An 18,847-nucleotide genomic window follows, 5' to 3' on the forward strand; every position below is an offset into this window, starting at 1 on the left:
CAGCGCGTTTTCGAGTTATGCCCATTTCCCCCCGTCTTGTCAAACACTTTTTTCCACTTTTTTCGATCTTTTTATATGTTTATTGGTAACACATTGATTATATTTATATTATTTTTAATACTTTTCTGTTTTGAGCTATGTGATTCAGCATAACCCAACGTCCTTCCTCTCCTGAACATCTGTCAGAGCCTTATCTTCAGACATGTTTCCGCCCCCATACCCAAAAGGCCACAGATCATCCTGCATTCCCATTAAACGTCGACGCCAATGACAGACGCAGAGAAAAAGGCATGCCCGTCGCCATAAAGCCTCTTTCCCCTTCCGCTGCCGACTCGTTCATTAAAAGAGAAAGGGAGGGCTCCCCTCCCTTTCTTGCGGCAAAACGTTTGTGCCCTGATGTATTACGGATGATTGTGGAACTTGTCGGCAGTGGCCTCGGAACCGCTGTGGCAGGGCGTACAGTCCATGTTGCCCTTCTGGATGTCGGACATCTTGCCCTTGCCGTGGCAGGTGGTGCAGCCGGTCACGGATTCCTGCTTGCCGAGAGCGCCCTTCCAGTCCTTTCCGGCTTCAATCTTGGCATTGAGAATCTCAATGGCCTTGCGGCTCACGTCGGCCGTAATACGACCGCAGCGCTCGCTGCGTTCCGTGCTGTTTGCGGCCAGCTTGGTGGCATACGACCAGCGAGAAACAGACACATGACAGAGCACGGAGTTGGAAATGCTGGTAGGCAGATCACCCTTCACACCCTGAGCGGCGTCACCGGGATTATATATGGGGAAAGCCGCCTTTTCATACCAGCGGAACAGCTCGTTCACCATGGGAGTCGCTTCGCTGCGGGGATAGAACACCGAAAAAGCCATGGCCGCTCCGGCAAGAGCACCGCAGATGGTGCCCCAGTCGGACATTCCCCCCTTGAAACCCTCCATCATGGTAAAGGGGAAGGCATTGTAGGGGGCACCGAACTTTTCCGCCATGGTACCGACAATGCTGTAGAACACGCCGTATCCGCAACCGTAGCCCTTGTACCAGTAGCCCTGATAGGCCACAGCCTCCGCGGCGGCAATGTCATCGATCTTTTTCGGGGTCCAGCCGAACTCTCCACCCATCTGAGCAAAGTGTCCGTTCTTGCCGCCGGACATGGCAGGTGCGGCAGGTGCAGCGATAACAGTACCAGACATGGCGGCAAGAGTTCCGCCGACGGCCAGACCACCCATGGCGCCCAGCATGGCTCTTCTGCTGTATTCCATAATCTTCTCCGAGGTAAAAATAACACACAGTAAGCCCTGTTCTGTCTGAGAAAAGGCATACGCTTGCACTATGTGATTAATATAACATTATGTCAATCATGAAGAAATACTAACCGAACAGAAATAAGAAAAAAATCGTCCGGATATTTCCGCACAAACGTCAGATTCCGGCAGCTTGCCCCGCAGGAATGTTGCAGCCTCTTTAATTCTTGATTAAACCGAACAGGCGTATATGGCATACCCGGCAACGCCATCGTAAAATTTCAAGATTATGGGAGTTCCGCCATGAACTGCGAATCCTGTTCCCCCAAAACGTACCTCAGCTGGTTTGAAAAAATCTGCAGCATTCCCCACGAATCCAGGAACGAACAAGCGCTCAGCAATTTTCTTGTCGAATTTGCCAGAGAGCGTCATCTTGCCGTTTCACAGGATGAAAAAGGCAACATTCTCATCAGAAAGCCCGGCACCAGAGGCATGGAACAGGCTCCGACCGTCATTCTTCAGGGGCATATGGACATGGTGTGCGTGAAGGATGAAGGGCTCGACTTCGACTTTGCCCAAGATCCTCTTAGACTCGTGATTGACGGCGACAGTCTTCATGCCGACGGAACCTCCCTCGGTGCCGACAACGGCATAGCCCTGGCCTACATTCTCGCACTGCTGGACTCCAGCGACATTCCCCATCCGCCGCTGGAAGCCGTGGTTACGGTCGACGAGGAAGTCGGCATGGGAGGAGCGACTGCCTTCGACGCTTCCCAGCTCTCGGCCTCCCTGTTCATCAACATGGACTCCGAAGACGAGGGCGTGTTCTGCGTGAGCTGTGCGGGCGGCAGAAGAAGCCGCATGCACATTCCTGCAGAGACTGAAGACGCCGCGCCCCTTGCCGCCAGCGGCAAAGGACATTTTTACCTCATCACTGTCACCGGTCTTGCCGGCGGTCATTCCGGTCTGGAAATCATCAGGGAACGCGGCAACAGCAACAAGCTTCTTGCCAGAGTGCTGGATGATCTGACACGCAAGTTCCCCTGTCGCATTGTCTCCCTAAACGGCGGCACGGCCGCCAATGCCATTCCCAAAGAGAGCTCGGCCGTCGTGCTCTCCTCCGCGGAAGAGCAGGAACTCAGAGCCGAACTCGACTCCTGGACCGAAATTTTCCGTCACGAACTGCGGGGCGCCGACGGCGCCGGTCTCGTCATCACGCTTGCCGATGCCGACGCCGCAGACAAAGTGCTGACGGAACGCTGCGCTGCAAACGTCATTGACGCAGCGCTGCTCATTCCCACCGGCATTGCCTCCATGGATATGAACATTACCTCGCAGCGCCTTGTGGAAAGCTCCAACAACTTTGCCATGATACGTATGGAAAAAGGAGAAATCGTCTTCCACTGCCAGACCAGAAGCTCTGTTGCCAGCAAAAAGGAAGCTCTCTGTCGACAGATAGACGTGCTGGCCTCCATGATCGGAGCAACGGTGGAGCATTCCGGAGACTATCCGGCCTGGGAATACAATCCGAACTCCCGCCTTCAGCCCCTGTTTGAAAGCACTTACAGAGACCTCTTCCACAAGGATGCCAGGGTGGAAGGCATACACGCCGGGCTGGAATGCGGCCTTTTTGCCGAAAAGTTCAGAAAGCTCGGACGGAACGTGGACTTTCTGTCCTTCGGCCCCACCGTGTCCGGAGCGCACACCACCAGGGAATGTCTGAGCCTCTCGTCGGCGGAAAACACATGGAAACTGCTCATCGAAGTACTGCGTCGCATAGGAAAAACGGCCTGAATCCGTCCCCGTCGCAGAACTGATGCGGCGGACCTTCAGGCATAACGTCCAAGCGCCTGCAGCAACGAAGCAACGCAAGAAAAAGCCGCGTCTCTTACCGACGCGGCTTTTTCTTGAAACCTCTTTGAACTGTTTCTCAAAAATCTCAAAAGCCAATCCCGCGACGTTGCCTGACAAAAAAAACATCGCCCTGAACAACAGGCCGTTTTCTTCCTGCGAAGAAAACGGCCGCGCACGGAATCGAAATGATCTGCGTTCAGACAAAAAACTTTTGAACGTACCCCTGCACGAACACCAGAGCCACAACGAACGGCAGTATCCAGGAAAGATAGAATCGTAAGAATTTCGGAAACTTCACTCCACGCCCGGCATCAGTTTCCGCCATGAACTTGTCCCATCCCCAGCCGAATCTGTGGCAGCAGAACAGCATGAAGGTAATGGCGCCGATGGAAAGCAGGTTGTTGCTGAGAATGAAATCCTCAAGGTCCATGAGCGTGCTTCCTTTCCCAAGCGGCTGCACTCCAGAAAGAACGTTGAAGCCGAGAACGCAGGGCAGAGTGAGAAGCGTGAGCACCACGCCGTTCACCAGCGTGGACTTGCGGCGCGACCACTTCCACACGTCCATGCAGTAGGAAATGATGTTCTCAATGACGGTGATGACCGTGGTAAGCGCTGCCGCGCTCATGAACACGAAGAACAGCGTACCCCAGAAACGCCCTCCCGACATGGCGTTGAACACGTTGGGAAGGGTGATGAAGATGAGCCCCGGGCCTGAATCCGGCTCTACGCCGAAAGCGAAGCAAGCCGGAAAAATGATGAATCCCGACATCATGGCCACAAAGGTATCCAGACAGACGATCCAGATGGATTCCTGCGTAATGGTATACTCCCGGCCGAGATAGCTGCCGAATATGCACATGGACCCGATGCCGAGGCCAAGCGTGAAGAAGGCCTGATTCATGGCGTCGTTCAAAAGACTCCATATGCCCGCGTCCACGGCCCTCTGCCAGTCCGGCGCAAGATAGAAGGTCAGTCCGTCCATGGCACCGGGCAGGGTGACGGCCCGCAGCGCCAGTCCTATCATGATGACGAGAAGCCCGGTCATCATGATTTTGACGACGCGCTCAATGCCCCTTCTGAGGCCGAACCCGCAGACGATGAAACAGGCAATGGAGGTCAGAAAGGCCCAGAACGTCATTCCGGCAGGATCGGCAAGCATGGCGCCGAAGGCGGCGGGCATCTGATCGGCAGGCACGGCAAGCTGCCCCGTGGCCGTTCTCCACACATAAAAGAGCATCCAGCCCGCCACGGGGATATAGAACATCATGAGCAGATAGCTGCCCACGATGCTGAGCCAGCCCATGCGATGCCATGAGGAGCCTTCTGGCTCCAGAACGCGCAGAGCATTGCCGAGATTCTGCTGTGAGGCCCTGCCCACGGAAAATTCCATGATGAGCAGTGGCAACGCCAGCATGAGCAGAAAAAACAGATAGGCGACCACGAAGACCGCGCCGCCGTATTTTCCCGTGATGTAGGGAAATCTCCATACGTTGCCGAGGCCTATGGCGCATCCGGCGGAAACGAAAAGGAAGCCGATGCGGCTGGCCATTTTCTCACGTTGCATGATGACTCCAGGAGCTTGAAACAGCTCTGGCGCACGAGCTTCCCGGGGAAGGCCATGCGCCAGAGACGGAATGGAAGAAACGATCTAGAAAAACTTCTGAATGTAGCCTTCCACAAAGATGACCAGAAGCACGACGGGCAGAATCCAGGTCAGATAGAAGCGCAGAAACTTCGGAAACTTCATGCCCGCACCGGCATCAGCCTCGGCAATGAACTTGTCCCAGCCCCAGCCGTAGCGCTGGCAGCAGAACAGACAGAAAATGAGAGAACCCAGGGGAAGCAGATTGTTGCTTATGATGAAGTCCTCAAGATCCATGATGGTGGAACCTGCTCCCAGAGGCTGAATGTCCGACCAGAGGTTGAAACCGAGAATGCAGGGCAGGGTGAACAGGGTAAGCACCACGCAGTTGACCTTGACGGCCTTGGCTCTCGACCATTCATAGGTATCCATGAAGTGAGAAATGATGTTCTCAAGCACGGCGATGACCGTGGTGAGCGCGGCCGCGCTCATGAACACGAAGAACAGCGCTCCCCACAGACGTCCCCAGGCCATGTTGTTGAAGATGTTGGGCAGCGTGATGAAAATGAGGCTGGGACCGGCGTCGGGCTGCACGCCGAAGGCAAAGCAGGCAGGGAAGATGATGAGGCCGGACATGAAGGCCACAAAGGTGTCGAGGGACACGATGAACACGGATTCCTTGGTCAGCGTGTTGGACCTGTCAAGATAGCTGCCGAAGATGCACATGGCGCCGATGCCGATGCTCAGGGTGAAGAAGGCCTGATTCATGGCGTCGTTGATGAGGGACATAATGCCTGCATCCATGGCGCGCTGCAGATCGGGCACGAGGTAGAAGGCCACGCCCTTCATGCCGCCGGGCAGAGTGAGGGAATGCACGGCAAGGCCGATGACGATGACAAGAAGCCCGCCCATCATGATCTTCACCACGCGTTCCACGCCCTTCTGAAGGCCGAGCGCACACACGCCGAAGCAGCCGAGCGAAGCGACGAGCGTCCAGAACAGCATGGTTCCGGGGCTTGCCAGAAGACTGGAAAACACGCCAGCCACCTGATCCACGGGAACGGAGAGCGTTCCGGTGATGGTGGCCCAGCAGTAATACATCATCCAGCCGGCCACGGGAATGTAGAACATCATAAGGGCATAGGAACCTATGATGCTGAAACAGCCGAAATAGCTCCACTTCGATCCAGGCTTCAGTTCATGGAAGGCCCGGGACATATTTCTCCGCGAAGCGCGGCCCACGGTAAATTCCATGATGAGAATGGGCAGGCCCATGCCGAGAAGAAAGACAAGATACGCGACAAGAAAAACCGCGCCGCCGTATTTGCCCGTAATGAAAGGAAAGCGCCATACGTTGCCGAGTCCGATGGCGCAGCCGGCAGAAAGAAACAGGAATCCCAGCCGACTGGCAAGCTGTTCTCGTTGAGCCATAGTATATTCTCCTTGGCGGAATATTTTTTCTTCATATATGTGAAAGGGCGCGGCACGGCAACCGAAAAAAATCCCCCGATTCCGCCCCTGCCGTCCCTTGCAGATACGCCGAACCATGCGTTTTTCACGCGTCTTCGCACAGTCATTCCAGCACGTTGAGCATGCATGAACCTTGACAAAAGAGTCAATGTTCACGGAGTTCAGGCGGCGGAACTACAAGAACTTCTGAATGTAGCCCTGGGCAAAGATGAAAAGAAAGACCACAGGCAGTATCCATGTGAGATAGAAGCGCAGAAACTTGGGAAACTTCATGCCCATGCCGGTATCGGCCTCGGCGATGAATCCATCCCAGCCCCAGCCGTATCTGTGACAGCAGAACAGCATGAAAAGGAAGGAACCGAGCGGCAGGATGTTGTTGCTGATGATGAAGTCCTCAAGGTCAAGCACGGCACTTCCCGGTCCGAAGGGCTGGAAACCGGACCAGACGTTGAAGCCGAGAATGCAGGGCAGCGTGAGCAGCGTAAGCACGACAAAATTTATCGTCACGGCCTTTCTGCGGGACCATCCGTAGCCGTCCATGAAAAAGGCAATGATGTTTTCAAGCACGGCGATGACGGTGGTAAGGGCGGCGGCGCTCATGAACACGAAGAAGAGAAAGCCCCAGAACCGCCCGCCGGCCATGTTGTTGAAGATGTTGGGCAGCGTGATGAAAATAAGGCCCGGCCCGGCATCCGGCGTGACCCCGAAGGCAAAGCAGGCGGGAAAGATGATGAGGCCGGCGGTCAGGGCGACAAAGGTGTCCAGAACCACGATAAGCACGGATTCCTGAGTGAGAGAGCGCTCTTTCTTCAGATAGCTGCCGAATATGCACATGCTGCCCATGCCCACGCTCAGAGTAAAGAAGGCCTGATTCATGGCGTCGTTGAGGAGAGACATAATGCCGGCATCCATGGCGCGCTGAAGATCAGGTACAAGATAGAAGGAAAGTCCCTTCGAGCCGCCTTCAAGAAAGCAGGAGTGAAACGCCAGTCCGAGCATGATGACGAGAAGTCCCAGCATCATGATCTTGACCACACGCTCAACGCCTCTCTGAAGTCCCTGTCCACATATGGCGAAACAGGACGCGGAAACAACCACCGTCCAGAAAAGAAGAAGCCAGGGATTGCCCAGCATGCTTCCGAACACGGCGGGCACCTGTTCCGAAGGAACCTGAAGCTCGCCCGTCAGCATGAACCAGCAGTAGCAGAGCATCCAGCCCGCAATGGGGATGTAGAACATCATGAGAATATAGTTGCCCACGGGACACATGATGCCGAACTTGTGCCACCATGTTCCCTTCGGCTCCAGCATCTTCAGAGCATGGGCCATGTTGCGCTGCGTGGCGCGACCCACGGAAAATTCCATGATGAGAACGGGAAGTCCCACGAAAATGAGGAAAAGAAGATACACCCCGAGAAACACAGCGCCGCCATACTTGCCGGTGATGTAGGGAAAACGCCACACATTGCCGAGTCCTATGGCACAACCGGCGGAAAGAAGCAGAAAGCCGAGTCGGCTGGCAAGCTGTTCACGCTGTTTCATGATCATTCTCCTGAAGATGATTTCTTCTAGCTATAGGCCAAAACTTGCTGCTCCGGCAACTGAAAAAGCCCCTGTTTCTTCCTTTCCGCATCCTTGCCTTGCCGGCGGGCATGTACTAGAGCTTGTTGCGTGCCTCCGGCAACACAGGAGCTTTCACGAGAAATATGCCTGAAACACATTCGCCGACGCCCCGTTCCCTGCCTCCGCACAGAAACGGCGCTCTGGCCATTCGTACCTTTTCCCTTCCGCGACAAGAATCAGAACAGGATCATTCATGAATCTGCATCGCCACAAACGCTGGACTCAAAAAATCAATTACGTGCTGCTGGCTCTGGAGGGCATGCTCATCGGACTCTTCTGTGCCTGCGTCATATGCTGCTTCCGCCTCATCCGCGACCATGCCGCCCCAGTCATTCTTTCCTTCCTTTCCGGATGGCAGGAAAACTGGTGGGTCGCACCGCTCTGGCTTATCGTGCTTATTGCCGCAGCCCGCTTTCTGGGCTGGCTGGTCAAAAAAACACCTCTCATTTCCGGCAGCGGCATACCTCAGACGGAACTTATCGTCCGTGGAAAACTGCACGTTTCCCGTCATGACTGGCTCAGAGTACTGACGGCAAAATTCACAGGCTGCCTTGTCTCCACCCTGGGTGGGCTCTCCCTCGGCCGGGAAGGTCCCTGCATACAGATGGGAGCAGCCACAGCAGCTCTTGTGACCGGTCTGTGGGAAAAATTCACCTTTTCCGGCCACATTCACATTGCGGCAGGAGCCGCCGCAGGCATGACGGCGGCCTTCGGCTCTCCCGTGGCCGGCGTTCTCTTCGTGTTTGAGGAAATGAAAAGCCGCTTCACGCGCGGCGGATTCATCGCCGTGGGCTTCGCCGCAGCTTCGGCAGCCCTGGCCACGCGCCATATTTTCGGCTTCGGTCTCATTTTCCCCTTTAAAAATATAGGATCCCTGCCGCTCTCCGCTATCTGGCTCATCCCCGTCATGGGGATTGTCATGGGAGCGGCAGGCGTGCTCTACAACAAGGCGCTGCTCGGAACCAAGAACGCCGAAGCCCTGCATACGCCCCTTTCCCAGAACTGGCGCATTCTGCCGCCCATGCTGGCAGCCTTCGTTCTGGCCTTTGTCTGCCCCTCCGTGCTCGGCGGCGGCGAAGACCTCGCAGGAAGCCTGATCCGCCTTGCCGCCGATCCCTCTTCCGTTCTTCCCCTGCTGACCCTGCTCGCTGTTCTTAAAATTGCCTTTTCTCTGTTCAGCTATACCGGCAACGTACCGGGAGGCATTCTCATGCCCATGCTCTGCATAGGCGCGCTGCTCGGAGCCCTGTGCGGACAGACCGCAGCTCTTGCCGGACTCATTGCCCCCGAGGCATGGACGACGTTCCTCATCTACGGCATGGTGGGATTCTTCGTCTCCATGGTGCGCGTACCCCTCACCGGAACCGCACTCGTCATGGAAATGTCCGGCGCGCTCTCCTGCCTGCCCGGAGCCCTCGTCGTGGCCTTCATCGCCTCCTGGACCGCCAATGCCCTGCGCTGCCCCCCGGTCTACGACTCCCTGCGCGCCGCCATCGTCGTGTCGAAGAAGAAGTAGGGGGAAATTATTATGCGGGGAAGAGGGAAACCCTTTTGAAAAAGTGCTTTCCCTCTTCCCCCGCCCCCCATCTCCCTTCCTAAAACTCTTAATTTGAGGGGGAAATCGCGGGAAGATGAAGAGTCTGCAAAAAACGATACGCAGAGGCACAAAGACATGATCCTGCAGAACAGACTTTTTTCATTCTGACCGCAAAGTTTTGCCCGAAGACTCCGTAACGCTCTTTTCCTTTTTTCCGCATCATCCAGCAGCCAGACATCAAAAAAAGCCCCGACTCTCAGCACAGAGTCGGGGCTTTTCTTTCTTCAGCGGCAGGTAAAAAGTCTTGGAAGGATGGGAGGGGCCGGGAAGGGAAGCTTTCTTCAGAAAGTTCCCTTCCCTCCCCGCACGCACTCTATTCTTCCGTATTTTCTCCGTTGTCGGACACGGTGTCGAAACCGGCGACGCTGGCGCCCTCGTCAAGCCTGACAAGGCGGACGCCCATGGTGGCACGACCGACGGAGCGGACTTCATCCACGCCGAGGCGGATGATCTTATTGGTAGAAGTCAGCAGAATAAGAGAATCGGTGTCGGCAACAGGCATGGCGCCGATGACGTTGCCGGTCTTGGGGGACACCTTGAAGTTGATGAGACCTATGCCGCCGCGGCTCTGCATGCGGTAGAGGTCTATCTTGGTGCGCTTGCCGTAGCCCAGGGCGGAAACCGTCATGATCATGGTGGAGCTGTCGCCGTCTTTCACGGTAACACAGGCCACCACGGAATCGCCGCGGCGCAGTCCTATGCCCTTCACACCTGAAGCACTGCGGCCCATGGGACGCACGTCCGGCATGGCAAAGCGTATGGCCATGCCGTGGGCCGTGGCGAGCACCACGTGATCGGAGTCCGTCACTTCACGCACGGCAATAAGCTCATCGCCTTCCTTAAGCCCGAGGGCTATGAGACCGCTCTTGCGGCAGCGGGCATAGAGAGACGCGCTGGAACGCTTGACCATGCCGTGCTTGGTGGTGAACAGGAAATAGCTGTTTTCGGCAAATTCGCGCACGGTAAGGGCGTTGGCCACCCATTCGTCCTTTTCCAGAGGAAGCAGATTGGCGATATGCATACCCTTGGCGGTACGGCTGCCTTCCGGCACCTGATGCACCTTGAGCTGATGCATGCGTCCCTTGTTGGTGAAAAGCAGCAGATACTGATGATTGGTCGTGGTGAGAAATTCCTGCACGAAATCATCTTCGGAGGTATGCAGACCGGCTATGCCCTTGCCGCCCCTCTTCTGCTGCTGATAGTTGGCCAGCGTGGTACGCTTGATGTAGCCGCGGCGCGACAGGGTAATGACCACATCCTCGTCAGGAATAAGGTCTTCAATGTCGATACCGGAAAGCTCATCCATAACGACTTCCGTGCGGCGGGGCGTGGCATAGGTGGTCTTGATGTACTGCGTTTCCTCGCGCATTACGCCGCGCAGCACTTCAGGATCCTCGAGAATGGAGGTCAGATAGGCAATGAGCTTCTGCAGTTCATGGAATTCATCCAGAAGCTTGTCGCGTTCCAGCCCGGTAAGACGCTGCAGACGCATATCCAGAATGCTCTGAGCCTGAGCTTCCGTAAAGCCGAAGCGGTTCACAAGACCGGACTTGGCTTCCTGCGGCGTCGCCGAACCGCGGATGAGCTCGACGATCTCGTCGATGATGTCAAGCGCCTTGAGCAGGCCTTCCACGATGTGGGCGCGGGCCTGCGCCTTTTCCAGGTCGAAACGGGTACGTCTGATGACGACTTCCCGGCGATGATCGAGGAAGCAGGTAAGGGCCGTGCGCAGGTTGAGCTGCTGAGGCTTGTTGTCCACCACCGCCAGCATATTGATGCCGAAGGAGGTTTCCAGCGGCGTATACTTATACAGGGCGTTGATGACAAGTTCAGGAATGGTGCCCCGACGCAGATCGAGAATGATGCGGATGCCCTTCTTGTCGGACAGATCGCGCAAATCGGTCACACCGTCGAGCTTGCGGTCGTTGACGAGAGCCGCAATCTTGGTGACGAGCACGGATTTGTTGAGCGCATATGGGATTTCGCGGATCACCACGGACTGCTGTCCCTTCTTGCGTTCCTCCACTTCCACGCGCCCGCGCACCTTCACCACGCCGCGGCCCGTGCGATAGGCGTCGAGCAGCCCCTGACCGGCATAGACAAAACCGGCGGTAGGGAAGTCCGGACCATGCACGAGATCAATGAGATCATCCACCGTACAGTCGGGCTCGTCGATGAGGCGAAGCAGAGCGTCGCACAGTTCCCCGAGGTTATGAGGAGGAATGTTGGTGGCCATGCCTACGGCGATGCCGGAAGAACCGTTGAGCAGAAGATTGGGCACCTTGGTAGGCAGAACTTCGGGCTCCTGCTCCGAACCGTCGTAGTTCGGACGGAAATCCACGGTCTTCTTCTCAATATCGTCCAGAAATTCGGACGCAAGGCGGGACATGCGCACTTCGGTGTATCGCATGGCGGCGGCAGAGTCGCCGTCGATGGAACCGAAGTTTCCCTGACCGTCTTCCAGAGGGTCGCGCATATTGAAGTCCTGCGCCATGCGCACAAGGGCATCATACACGGCAGAGTCGCCGTGAGGATGATACTTGCCTATGACGTCGCCGACCACACGGGCGCTTTTCTTGGTAGGCCGGTTGTAGGTATTGGCCATCTGCGACTGCGCGAAGAGAATGCGGCGATGCACGGGCTTGAGTCCGTCGCGCGCATCGGGAATGGCGCGGCCTATGATGACACTGAGCGAATAGGCCAGATACGACTGGCGCAGCTCTTTTTCTATATCGACTTTGAATTCTGCCACGGTAGGAATCCTTTGGGCGATGTTTTACTAACGTTCCCTGAAAGAACGACGGCACTCCAAGAGAGGAACACCCCGTTCATCAGATGTCGAGGTCATCCATGGAAAGCGCGTTGCGAATGATGAAATCGCGGCGCAGATCGGCGCGGTCGCCCATGAGTTCCTCGATGGTATCGGACGCGGCCTGCGCATCCTCGATGGAAACCTGCAGAAGCGCTCTCTTTTCAGGGTTCATGGTGGTCATTTCCAGCTGTTCGGGATTCATTTCACCGAGACCCTTGTAGCGCTGGATGTTGAAGCCCTTGCGGGCCTCGGCGTAGGCGGATTCACGCAGATCGAAGTAATCCTTCACCTCGCGGCTGGATTCGGAGCTCGAAAGCGTCACAGGGAAGGTGCTGCAGGCTTTCTGAAGCGAGGTCCAGACCTGACGGGCCTGCCGGTACATGCGGGAGTGGAAGAATTCCACGGCAAGACGCGTGCGGTGACCGCTCTTGTTCTCAAAAATGAGGAAGGCTCGCTCGTCGTCTTCCTGATTTTCCACTTCGAGCCTTGCCGCGTAGCCCTGTTCCTCCATCCAGACGCGGAACTTTTCGGAAAGACCGGTTTCGGCCATGTCAGGCGTGAGGTCTTCGTCAAAGCGCAGGAAGGAGAGAAAAAGCTCGCGGGAAATGGCGGAATTTTCCGCTTCCTTCACGGATTTTTCCAGCTCGTCGATGCTCTTGAGCAGCGCGATGAGCTCGCTGCCGCGATAGGTCTTGCCGTCCGAGGTCGCCACGGACACGCCTTCGGACAGACGCTGAAGCAAAAATTCATCGAGCTCGTTGTCGTCCTTCAGGAACTTGATGGTATTGCTGCCCTTCTTGATGCCGTAAAGCGGCGGCTGGGCAATGTAGATGTGCCCTTCTTCAATAAGCTTGGGATAGTAGCGGAAAAAGAAGGTGAGCATGAGCGTGCATATATGCGCGCCGTCCACGTCGGCATCAGTCATAATGATGATCTTGTGATAGCGCAGCTTGGAATAATCCATGTTGTCGCCGATGCCTACGCCCATGGCCGTGATCATGTTCTTGATTTCCTCGCTGGCGAGCATGCGGTCGAAGCGGGCGCGCTCCACGTTCAGGATCTTGCCGCGCAGCGGCAGAATGGCCTGAGTCATGGGGTTGCGGCCCTGCTTGGCGGAACCGCCTGCGGAATCACCTTCCACGATGAACACTTCGCATTCCGAAGGATCCTTGCTCTGACAGTCGGCCAGCTTGCCGGGCAGAGAATTGTCGGAAAGGGCACCCTTGCGGCGAACAAGTTCGCGGGCTCTGCGGGCGGCCTCACGGGCACGGGACGCTTCCGTTGCCTTTTCGATGATGACGCGGACGTCCTTGGGATGCTCCTGAAAATACTGATCGAGCACATTGTAGACCACGCCGTTCACGATGCCCGCCACTTCACTGTTGCCGAGCTTGGTCTTGGTCTGCCCTTCAAACTGCGGCTGGGGGAGCTTCACACTGATGATGGCCGTAAGGCCTTCGCGCACGTCGTCGCCGGAAAGACTGTCGCCCTTGAGCTTCTTCTGAAGGTCGGGCTGGCTCTTCACGTAATTGTTGATGGCTCGGGTGAGCGCGGTCTTGAAGCCGGCAAGATGCGTACCGCCTTCATGCGTGCGTATGTTGTTGGCGAAGGTGAGCGTCTTTTCGCTGAAGCCGGAATTGTACTGCAGGGCAAAGTCCACTGTCACGTTGTCCTGAAGGCCTTCGCCGCTGATAATGGGGTGCAGCCCGGTCTCGTTGCTGTTCAGATCCTTCACGAACTGCTCAAGACCGCCTTCAGCGTGGTAGGTATGCGTTTCGTTGGTGCGCTCATCGTTGCAGATGATGGTCAGCCCCTTGTTGAGGTAGGCCAGCTCTTCAAAACGCTTTTTCAGAATATCAAATGAAAAAACGGTCGTCTCGAAAATTTCCTCGTCAGGCAGGAACCGTACCGTGGTGCCGTGACCTTCCGCATTTCCGAGACATTCAAGCCCGGTCACCGGAACACCGCGCTCGTAACGCTGACGCCAGCGCTTGCCGTCGCGGCGTACGATGACTTCGAGCCGTGCAGAAAGAGCATTCACGCAGGAAACGCCCACGCCGTGCAGACCGCCGGAAACCTTGTAGGCGTTGTTGTCGAACTTGCCGCCTGCGTGCAGTTTGGTCATGACTACCTGAACGGCCGGAATTCCCAGTTTGGGATGTATGTCCACGGGAATGCCGCGACCGTTATCCCGCACCGTCACGCTGTTGTCCAGATGAAGGATGACTTCAACCTTGTTGCAGAAGCCGGCCATGGCTTCATCTATGGAGTTGTCCACCACTTCATAGACAAGATGATGAAGACCATGAATGTCCGTGCTGCCTATATACATGGCCGGCCGCTTGCGGACCGCCGTAAGACCTTCCAGAACCGTAATTGCGGACGCGTCATAAGCGGTCTTGCCGGACCGAAGATTTTCTTGGGTCATGAGAATTCCTGAGGGGGGTATTTGTTAGCTCCATGCCGGAGCAGCAGAAGGAATCAATATACCCTATTTCAGGGAAATATTCAAATCCCGGAAAGGAGGAATACCCCATCCCAGCACGCGACGACGCGCATCGGACAAAAAAAATTCCTTCGAAAAACATCGGTTGCAAAAGGGCGCAACCATGTTTTCCGAAGGAAAAGCAAGACACAGAAAAAAGAAGAGAACTACTTCTTTTCGTCCATACCTTCCATCAGTTCTTCCAGAGTAATGCCATGATATCTGGCGGAGGCGTGAACCTTTGCCATGAACGCCTTGCGCTCCGCCGGAGTATCCTTTTCCTTCAGCACGCTCCGCATCCAGTTCACCATGCGCACACGCTCACGGGCCTTGGTTTCCTCGGGGGTTTCCGTGTTTTCCACGTCGTCAAGAAAGTATCCCATGTCGCTTTCCTTTTTCGAGCTCAATCGCAAGTTTCATAGTTTACGGTAACAAGTCAAACCGGGCATGCATTACATCTCATCCTCTTCCCATACGTCAGGAAGGGCAAGACGCAGCCAGAATCGCCTCAGCGTTTCCATCATGCCTGCACAGGAAGGATCAACATCACAACGGGCTCCGGGCAGCGTGTCATACATATCCACCCCGTCCGAAACGGCGTTTTCGAAACGGATCATGTTGAGAACCGCCGAAAACAGCGTGCGGACCTGATCTTCCCCCATAAGTTCAATAGCAAATTTAATCCGCGGCACCAGCAGCTTCGAACGCGATGCCCGGTCGGCGCCATTTACTTCCGCCCAATGTTCATAGGCTTCGGCATATTCATGCCTGAATTTATGATTTTTGTATAGAACCTGATCAAAATACTTGCGATCATTAGTAAATATTTGTCTTCTCGTCAGTTCAGGCCAGCGCCCGAAGCCCATAGGCTGCTCAAAAAAATCCTTCATAAAAACTCCATGAGTCACGTGAGCCGCACTTTCCTGAAGCTGATTAACAATCAAGGGGCGGCCGGAGCCGCCCCTCTTCACAACCTTGTCTAACGAATCAGATAAGGAACGGTTTCAAGTTCAAGAGCATTCGTACGGCAGACAAAACGGCAGACGTCGCAGTACCAGCAGTCATCGCGATACTTCATGTACGGCATATGCGTCTCTTCGTCCATTCTGAGCACGTCGCGAGGGCAGTATTCCACGCAGTAGCCGCATCCTACGCACTTGTCGGGATCTACCTTAACCCATTCATATTTGCCGCAATCAGTTCTTTCCATGACTTGCCTCCTTACGCCTTCTTGTGCATCTTGGGGAAGATACGCTTGGGAATTTCCATGCCTTCGCGATTGTACTTTTCAACGATCCACGGGTCAGTGTTGTCATTGGCAGGATGGACAAAGCCCTGGCCGATGTTGAGATCCATCTTGGGATATTCGTATTCCAGACGGGTCGGGAAGTCCCACTTGTAGGCGGGAACTTCGCGCTTCTCGCATTCCATTTCGCCAGTGCTCATGTTCTTCTTCACGACAACATACTGACGGTCCCATTCGGCCTTGCGTTCGGGGCAGGCCAGACGGTAGTGGCTGAGGCCCCAGCGGCTTTCCGTACGGAACAGGGAGGCTTTGGCAGCCATTTCAGCGCAGTCAGTGATGCTCTGCACTTCGGTGGCACGGATAAGATCGTGATAGTCGCACACCTTGACGTGAGGCAGATCTTCACGACGAATGCGTTCAACCCACCACAGCATCTTGTTCATGAGAGGATCGCTCTTGGGAGGAGTCAGGTACTGGCTGACCTTGGTACGAATCTTGGTTTCCACGAGTTCGACGGGCAGGCCTTCCTTCTCATCGACCTTCAGAGGCGCGCTGACTTCAGCCCAGGTCTGTTCCGGATCAGGCAGCTTGCCGGGACGGCCCTGCTTGGCCGCATACTCGGCAGCCATGCGGCCGGCGATGGCGCCGAACACGAAGGCACCGGTAAGATACTGCTGAGGAACGGCGGCGCAGTCACCGGCAGCGAAGAGGCCGGGAACAGTGGTTTCGGTATCGGCATTGACGAGAATACCGGAGTCGCTGTGGCCGGAGCACAGGGTGATTTCTTCCATGCCCTGTTCCACGGAGTCCCAGCAATGGTAGTCTTCGTTGCGCTGCTTGTGGAACTGACCGCGAACGGTACGTTCCGTGCCCCACAGAACCTTTTCCAGGCCCTTGAGGGTTTCTTCGGGCAGATGGTCGAGCTTAAGATACACAGGTCCGCGGCCTTCCATGAATTCACGCCAGACGGCCAGGAACATATCGCCGGACCAGTAACCGTGAGACCAGTACTTCTGACCGAGAGCGTTGACGCCGTAACCGCCGCGGGGAATAACCACGTAACCGCAGGCAGGGCCGTTGAAGTCCTTCATGAGAAGGTTGGTCTGGAAGCATTCCATGTTCACCAGCTCGGCGCCGGCATGGTACGCCATGGCAAAACCGTCACCGGTGTTGCCGGGGAATTCATAAATGCCGCTCAGATAACCGTCGCGAGGCATACCGAACTTACCGACGCAGCCGGCGGTAAGAACAACAGCGGGAGCTTCAATCTGATAGTAGTCGCCGCTGCGCATGTTGAAGGCGAACACGCCGGCAATCTTGCCGTTGTCGTCGGTCAGCAGACGGCAGGCAGGAGTACGGTCAAGAACGATGCAGCCGAGTCTGCGAACTTCGCGGGCAAGACCACGCTTGATATCTTCACCGTCCATGGCGAGATACAGGGCCTTGTTGGTGGGATGCAGGTAGCTGGCCTTGTAGTTGCCGTCCTTGTCCAGCGGGAAAAGATCGCCAGGTTTACGATCCGTATACTTTTCCAGATCCTTGATGATGGCGAGGGAATCACGGCCCAGCACATACGCGCATTCCTGGTCAATGATGCCTTCCGTCACCTTGGTCAGAGCTTCAACAACGTCTTCGGGAGTACCGTAGCCGGGCACAGCCACGATATTGAGGGCGTCCATGCCACGACCGATAGCGCCAGAGGTTTCGATCGGGCCTTTATCAACGACTACCACGCGGCAGTCAGGATTAGTCTCCTTGGCTTTGATAGCAGCGAAAGTACCGGCGCTGCCGCCACCCATAATGATAACATCCGCTTCAATCTTTTTTACGCTCATGAAGATTCTCCTCACGCATTAGAGAGAAAAACAAAAACAGCCTCGACCAAATAAACCTGAAAAAAAACTCCTGTCGTTATAATGTTATCATCCATCTGACGCATGCCATCTGTAAGTTTCTACATCAGACAGTGATTATAGCATACATACAAAAGTATTTTTTGATATTCGCCATCATATCAAAAAGCTTTTGTATGTATCAACATCGTTGACGTCATTAATTCACAAAAAGTTTTTATTGTCAATACTTTTTTTAGAAGTTTTATATATTTTTTTTATTCAAATAAAAGACAATATACCACAACAGCTCACGGTTATATAGTGGTATTAAATTTTAATACCATTACATTTTTATCCTTTTGAGCTTTAATAAAAGAAACGTTATTTCTTTCTCGTGTGCTTTCTTTTTCCTTCGTGTTTCCTTCCTGGAGAGGAAGGATTTCGTCTGGACGGAGTCGGACAAGTCTACACTACTCCAATGGGTTTTGTTGTCAATAGCTATTTTCTTTTTTTCAAAAAAAAGAGAAATATATTTAAAATATAAAATATATCAATATGTTATAAAAATTACGCCGACAGCAAACAATCGGGGGAACAATTTTTACCGGGCGAGGATAATTCCAATTTTAATATATAATATATTGTATTAATTAATAATTCATTTTTTATCAAAACTATATGCCGCTTAAAATTTAATTTTTCCGAAACACATAAGGCGCATTTCACAGATTTCCGTTTCAATTTTACATGAATATTTCTATTTATATATCAATATATTACATTTTTTACTCTTTCATGACTTCCCATGCTGTTCCACGAGATCTTCCTCGGGGTCTCTGGCAAAAACGAAAAATCTCTGTTTTCACAAAATATAAAAAATCTTGAAAAATATGCCCTTATCATGGGATCGGCAGATGAAAAAATCCTGCTCAACAATAAAGACATACTACATAAACATTAATATGATGTTCATGCAGTATGTCCTTATTTGTTACATGGGTCAGAAGTTCAGCCAGAATTCGAGGTTGTATGCATGCACGGTGCCCCAGAATGCCCACGACACCAGTCCGCAGACCACGGCACACCAGAAGCCGTACACCGGCAGTCTCCA

General features: G+C 54.5%; 12 protein-coding genes. 2 read left to right on the forward strand and 10 right to left on the reverse strand.

The genetic code is table 11. The features are described 5' to 3' along the window. Positions 1-401: 401 nt before the first annotated feature. Entirely contained in the window at positions 402-1,250 is an 849-nt protein-coding gene (locus Q0J81_RS11735; protein WP_294448085.1) for a C-GCAxxG-C-C family protein, read from the reverse strand. 285 nt (positions 1,251-1,535) lie between these two features. Between Q0J81_RS11735 and Q0J81_RS11740 the strand changes: the two genes are divergently transcribed. Then, complete coding sequence (locus Q0J81_RS11740; RefSeq protein WP_294448087.1) at positions 1,536-3,026, forward strand: aminoacyl-histidine dipeptidase; 1,491 nt, start codon at positions 1,536-1,538, stop codon at positions 3,024-3,026. 256 nt (positions 3,027-3,282) lie between these two features. On the opposite strand, the gene Q0J81_RS11745 is transcribed toward Q0J81_RS11740, so the two are convergent. From Q0J81_RS11745 to Q0J81_RS11755, 3 genes are all read right to left on the reverse strand, one after another. Next, a complete protein-coding gene (locus Q0J81_RS11745; protein WP_294448088.1) occupies positions 3,283-4,650 on the reverse strand; it encodes a sodium-dependent transporter in 1,368 nt (455 codons plus the stop codon). Between the two features lie 84 nt (positions 4,651-4,734). Then, entirely contained in the window at positions 4,735-6,099 is a 1,365-nt protein-coding gene (locus Q0J81_RS11750) for a sodium-dependent transporter (protein WP_294448089.1), read from the reverse strand. Between the two features lie 213 nt (positions 6,100-6,312). Then, entirely contained in the window at positions 6,313-7,680 is a 1,368-nt protein-coding gene (locus Q0J81_RS11755; RefSeq protein WP_294448090.1) for a sodium-dependent transporter, read from the reverse strand. Between the two features lie 274 nt (positions 7,681-7,954). Here Q0J81_RS11755 and Q0J81_RS11760 point away from each other — a divergent pair, with 274 nt between their 5' ends. Beyond that, a complete protein-coding gene (locus Q0J81_RS11760) occupies positions 7,955-9,277 on the forward strand; it encodes a chloride channel protein (RefSeq protein ID WP_294448092.1) in 1,323 nt (440 codons plus the stop codon). A 394-nt stretch (positions 9,278-9,671) separates the two neighbouring features. On the opposite strand, the gene gyrA is transcribed toward Q0J81_RS11760, so the two are convergent. From gyrA to Q0J81_RS11790, 6 genes are all read right to left on the reverse strand, one after another. After that, positions 9,672-12,110 carry a DNA gyrase subunit A gene (gene gyrA / locus Q0J81_RS11765; RefSeq protein WP_294448093.1) on the reverse strand — a complete coding sequence of 813 codons (2,439 nt, stop codon included), beginning with the start codon at positions 12,108-12,110 and terminating at the stop codon, positions 9,672-9,674. Positions 12,111-12,189: 79 nt separating this feature from the next. After that, the gene (gyrB, locus tag Q0J81_RS11770) at positions 12,190-14,598 is read right to left on the reverse strand and encodes a DNA topoisomerase (ATP-hydrolyzing) subunit B (protein ID WP_294448094.1); all 2,409 of its coding nucleotides are present in this window, start codon (positions 14,596-14,598) and stop codon (positions 12,190-12,192) included. A 224-nt stretch (positions 14,599-14,822) separates the two neighbouring features. Continuing rightward, the gene (locus Q0J81_RS11775; RefSeq protein WP_294448095.1) at positions 14,823-15,038 is read right to left on the reverse strand and encodes a hypothetical protein; all 216 of its coding nucleotides are present in this window, start codon (positions 15,036-15,038) and stop codon (positions 14,823-14,825) included. A gap of 69 nt (positions 15,039-15,107) precedes the next feature. Then, complete coding sequence (locus Q0J81_RS11780; RefSeq protein WP_294448096.1) at positions 15,108-15,545, reverse strand: hypothetical protein; 438 nt, start codon at positions 15,543-15,545, stop codon at positions 15,108-15,110. An 89-nt stretch (positions 15,546-15,634) separates the two neighbouring features. Further along, positions 15,635-15,865 (reverse strand): ferredoxin family protein, encoded by a 231-nt coding sequence (locus Q0J81_RS11785; protein ID WP_294448098.1) that lies wholly within the window; start codon positions 15,863-15,865, stop codon positions 15,635-15,637. Between the two features lie 11 nt (positions 15,866-15,876). Next, positions 15,877-17,736, reverse strand: a complete 1,860-nt coding sequence (locus Q0J81_RS11790) for a fumarate reductase/succinate dehydrogenase flavoprotein subunit (RefSeq protein WP_294448099.1) — start codon at positions 17,734-17,736, stop codon at positions 15,877-15,879. Between the last annotated feature and the right edge of the window lie 1,111 nt (positions 17,737-18,847).

Origin of the sequence: uncultured Mailhella sp. (genome assembly GCF_944324575.1) — a bacterium.
Classification (GTDB): Bacteria; Desulfobacterota; Desulfovibrionia; order Desulfovibrionales; family Desulfovibrionaceae; genus Mailhella.

Excerpts from the sequence above, each read along its gene's own strand:
- Q0J81_RS11735 (WP_294448085.1), bottom strand. The coding sequence starts at position 1,250 with ATGGAATACAGCAGAAGAGCCATGCTGGGCGCCATGGGTGGTCTGGCC.
- Q0J81_RS11740 (WP_294448087.1), top strand. The coding sequence starts at position 1,536 with ATGAACTGCGAATCCTGTTCCCCCAAAACGTACCTCAGCTGGTTTGAA.
- Q0J81_RS11745 (WP_294448088.1), bottom strand. The coding sequence starts at position 4,650 with ATGCAACGTGAGAAAATGGCCAGCCGCATCGGCTTCCTTTTCGTTTCC.
- Q0J81_RS11750 (WP_294448089.1), bottom strand. The coding sequence starts at position 6,099 with ATGGCTCAACGAGAACAGCTTGCCAGTCGGCTGGGATTCCTGTTTCTT.
- Q0J81_RS11755 (WP_294448090.1), bottom strand. The coding sequence starts at position 7,680 with ATGAAACAGCGTGAACAGCTTGCCAGCCGACTCGGCTTTCTGCTTCTT.
- Q0J81_RS11760 (WP_294448092.1), top strand. The coding sequence starts at position 7,955 with ATGAATCTGCATCGCCACAAACGCTGGACTCAAAAAATCAATTACGTG.
- gyrB (WP_294448094.1), bottom strand. The coding sequence starts at position 14,598 with ATGACCCAAGAAAATCTTCGGTCCGGCAAGACCGCTTATGACGCGTCC.
- Q0J81_RS11775 (WP_294448095.1), bottom strand. The coding sequence starts at position 15,038 with ATGGGATACTTTCTTGACGACGTGGAAAACACGGAAACCCCCGAGGAA.
- Q0J81_RS11780 (WP_294448096.1), bottom strand. The coding sequence starts at position 15,545 with ATGAAGGATTTTTTTGAGCAGCCTATGGGCTTCGGGCGCTGGCCTGAA.
- Q0J81_RS11785 (WP_294448098.1), bottom strand. The coding sequence starts at position 15,865 with ATGGAAAGAACTGATTGCGGCAAATATGAATGGGTTAAGGTAGATCCC.
- Q0J81_RS11790 (WP_294448099.1), bottom strand. The coding sequence starts at position 17,736 with ATGAGCGTAAAAAAGATTGAAGCGGATGTTATCATTATGGGTGGCGGC.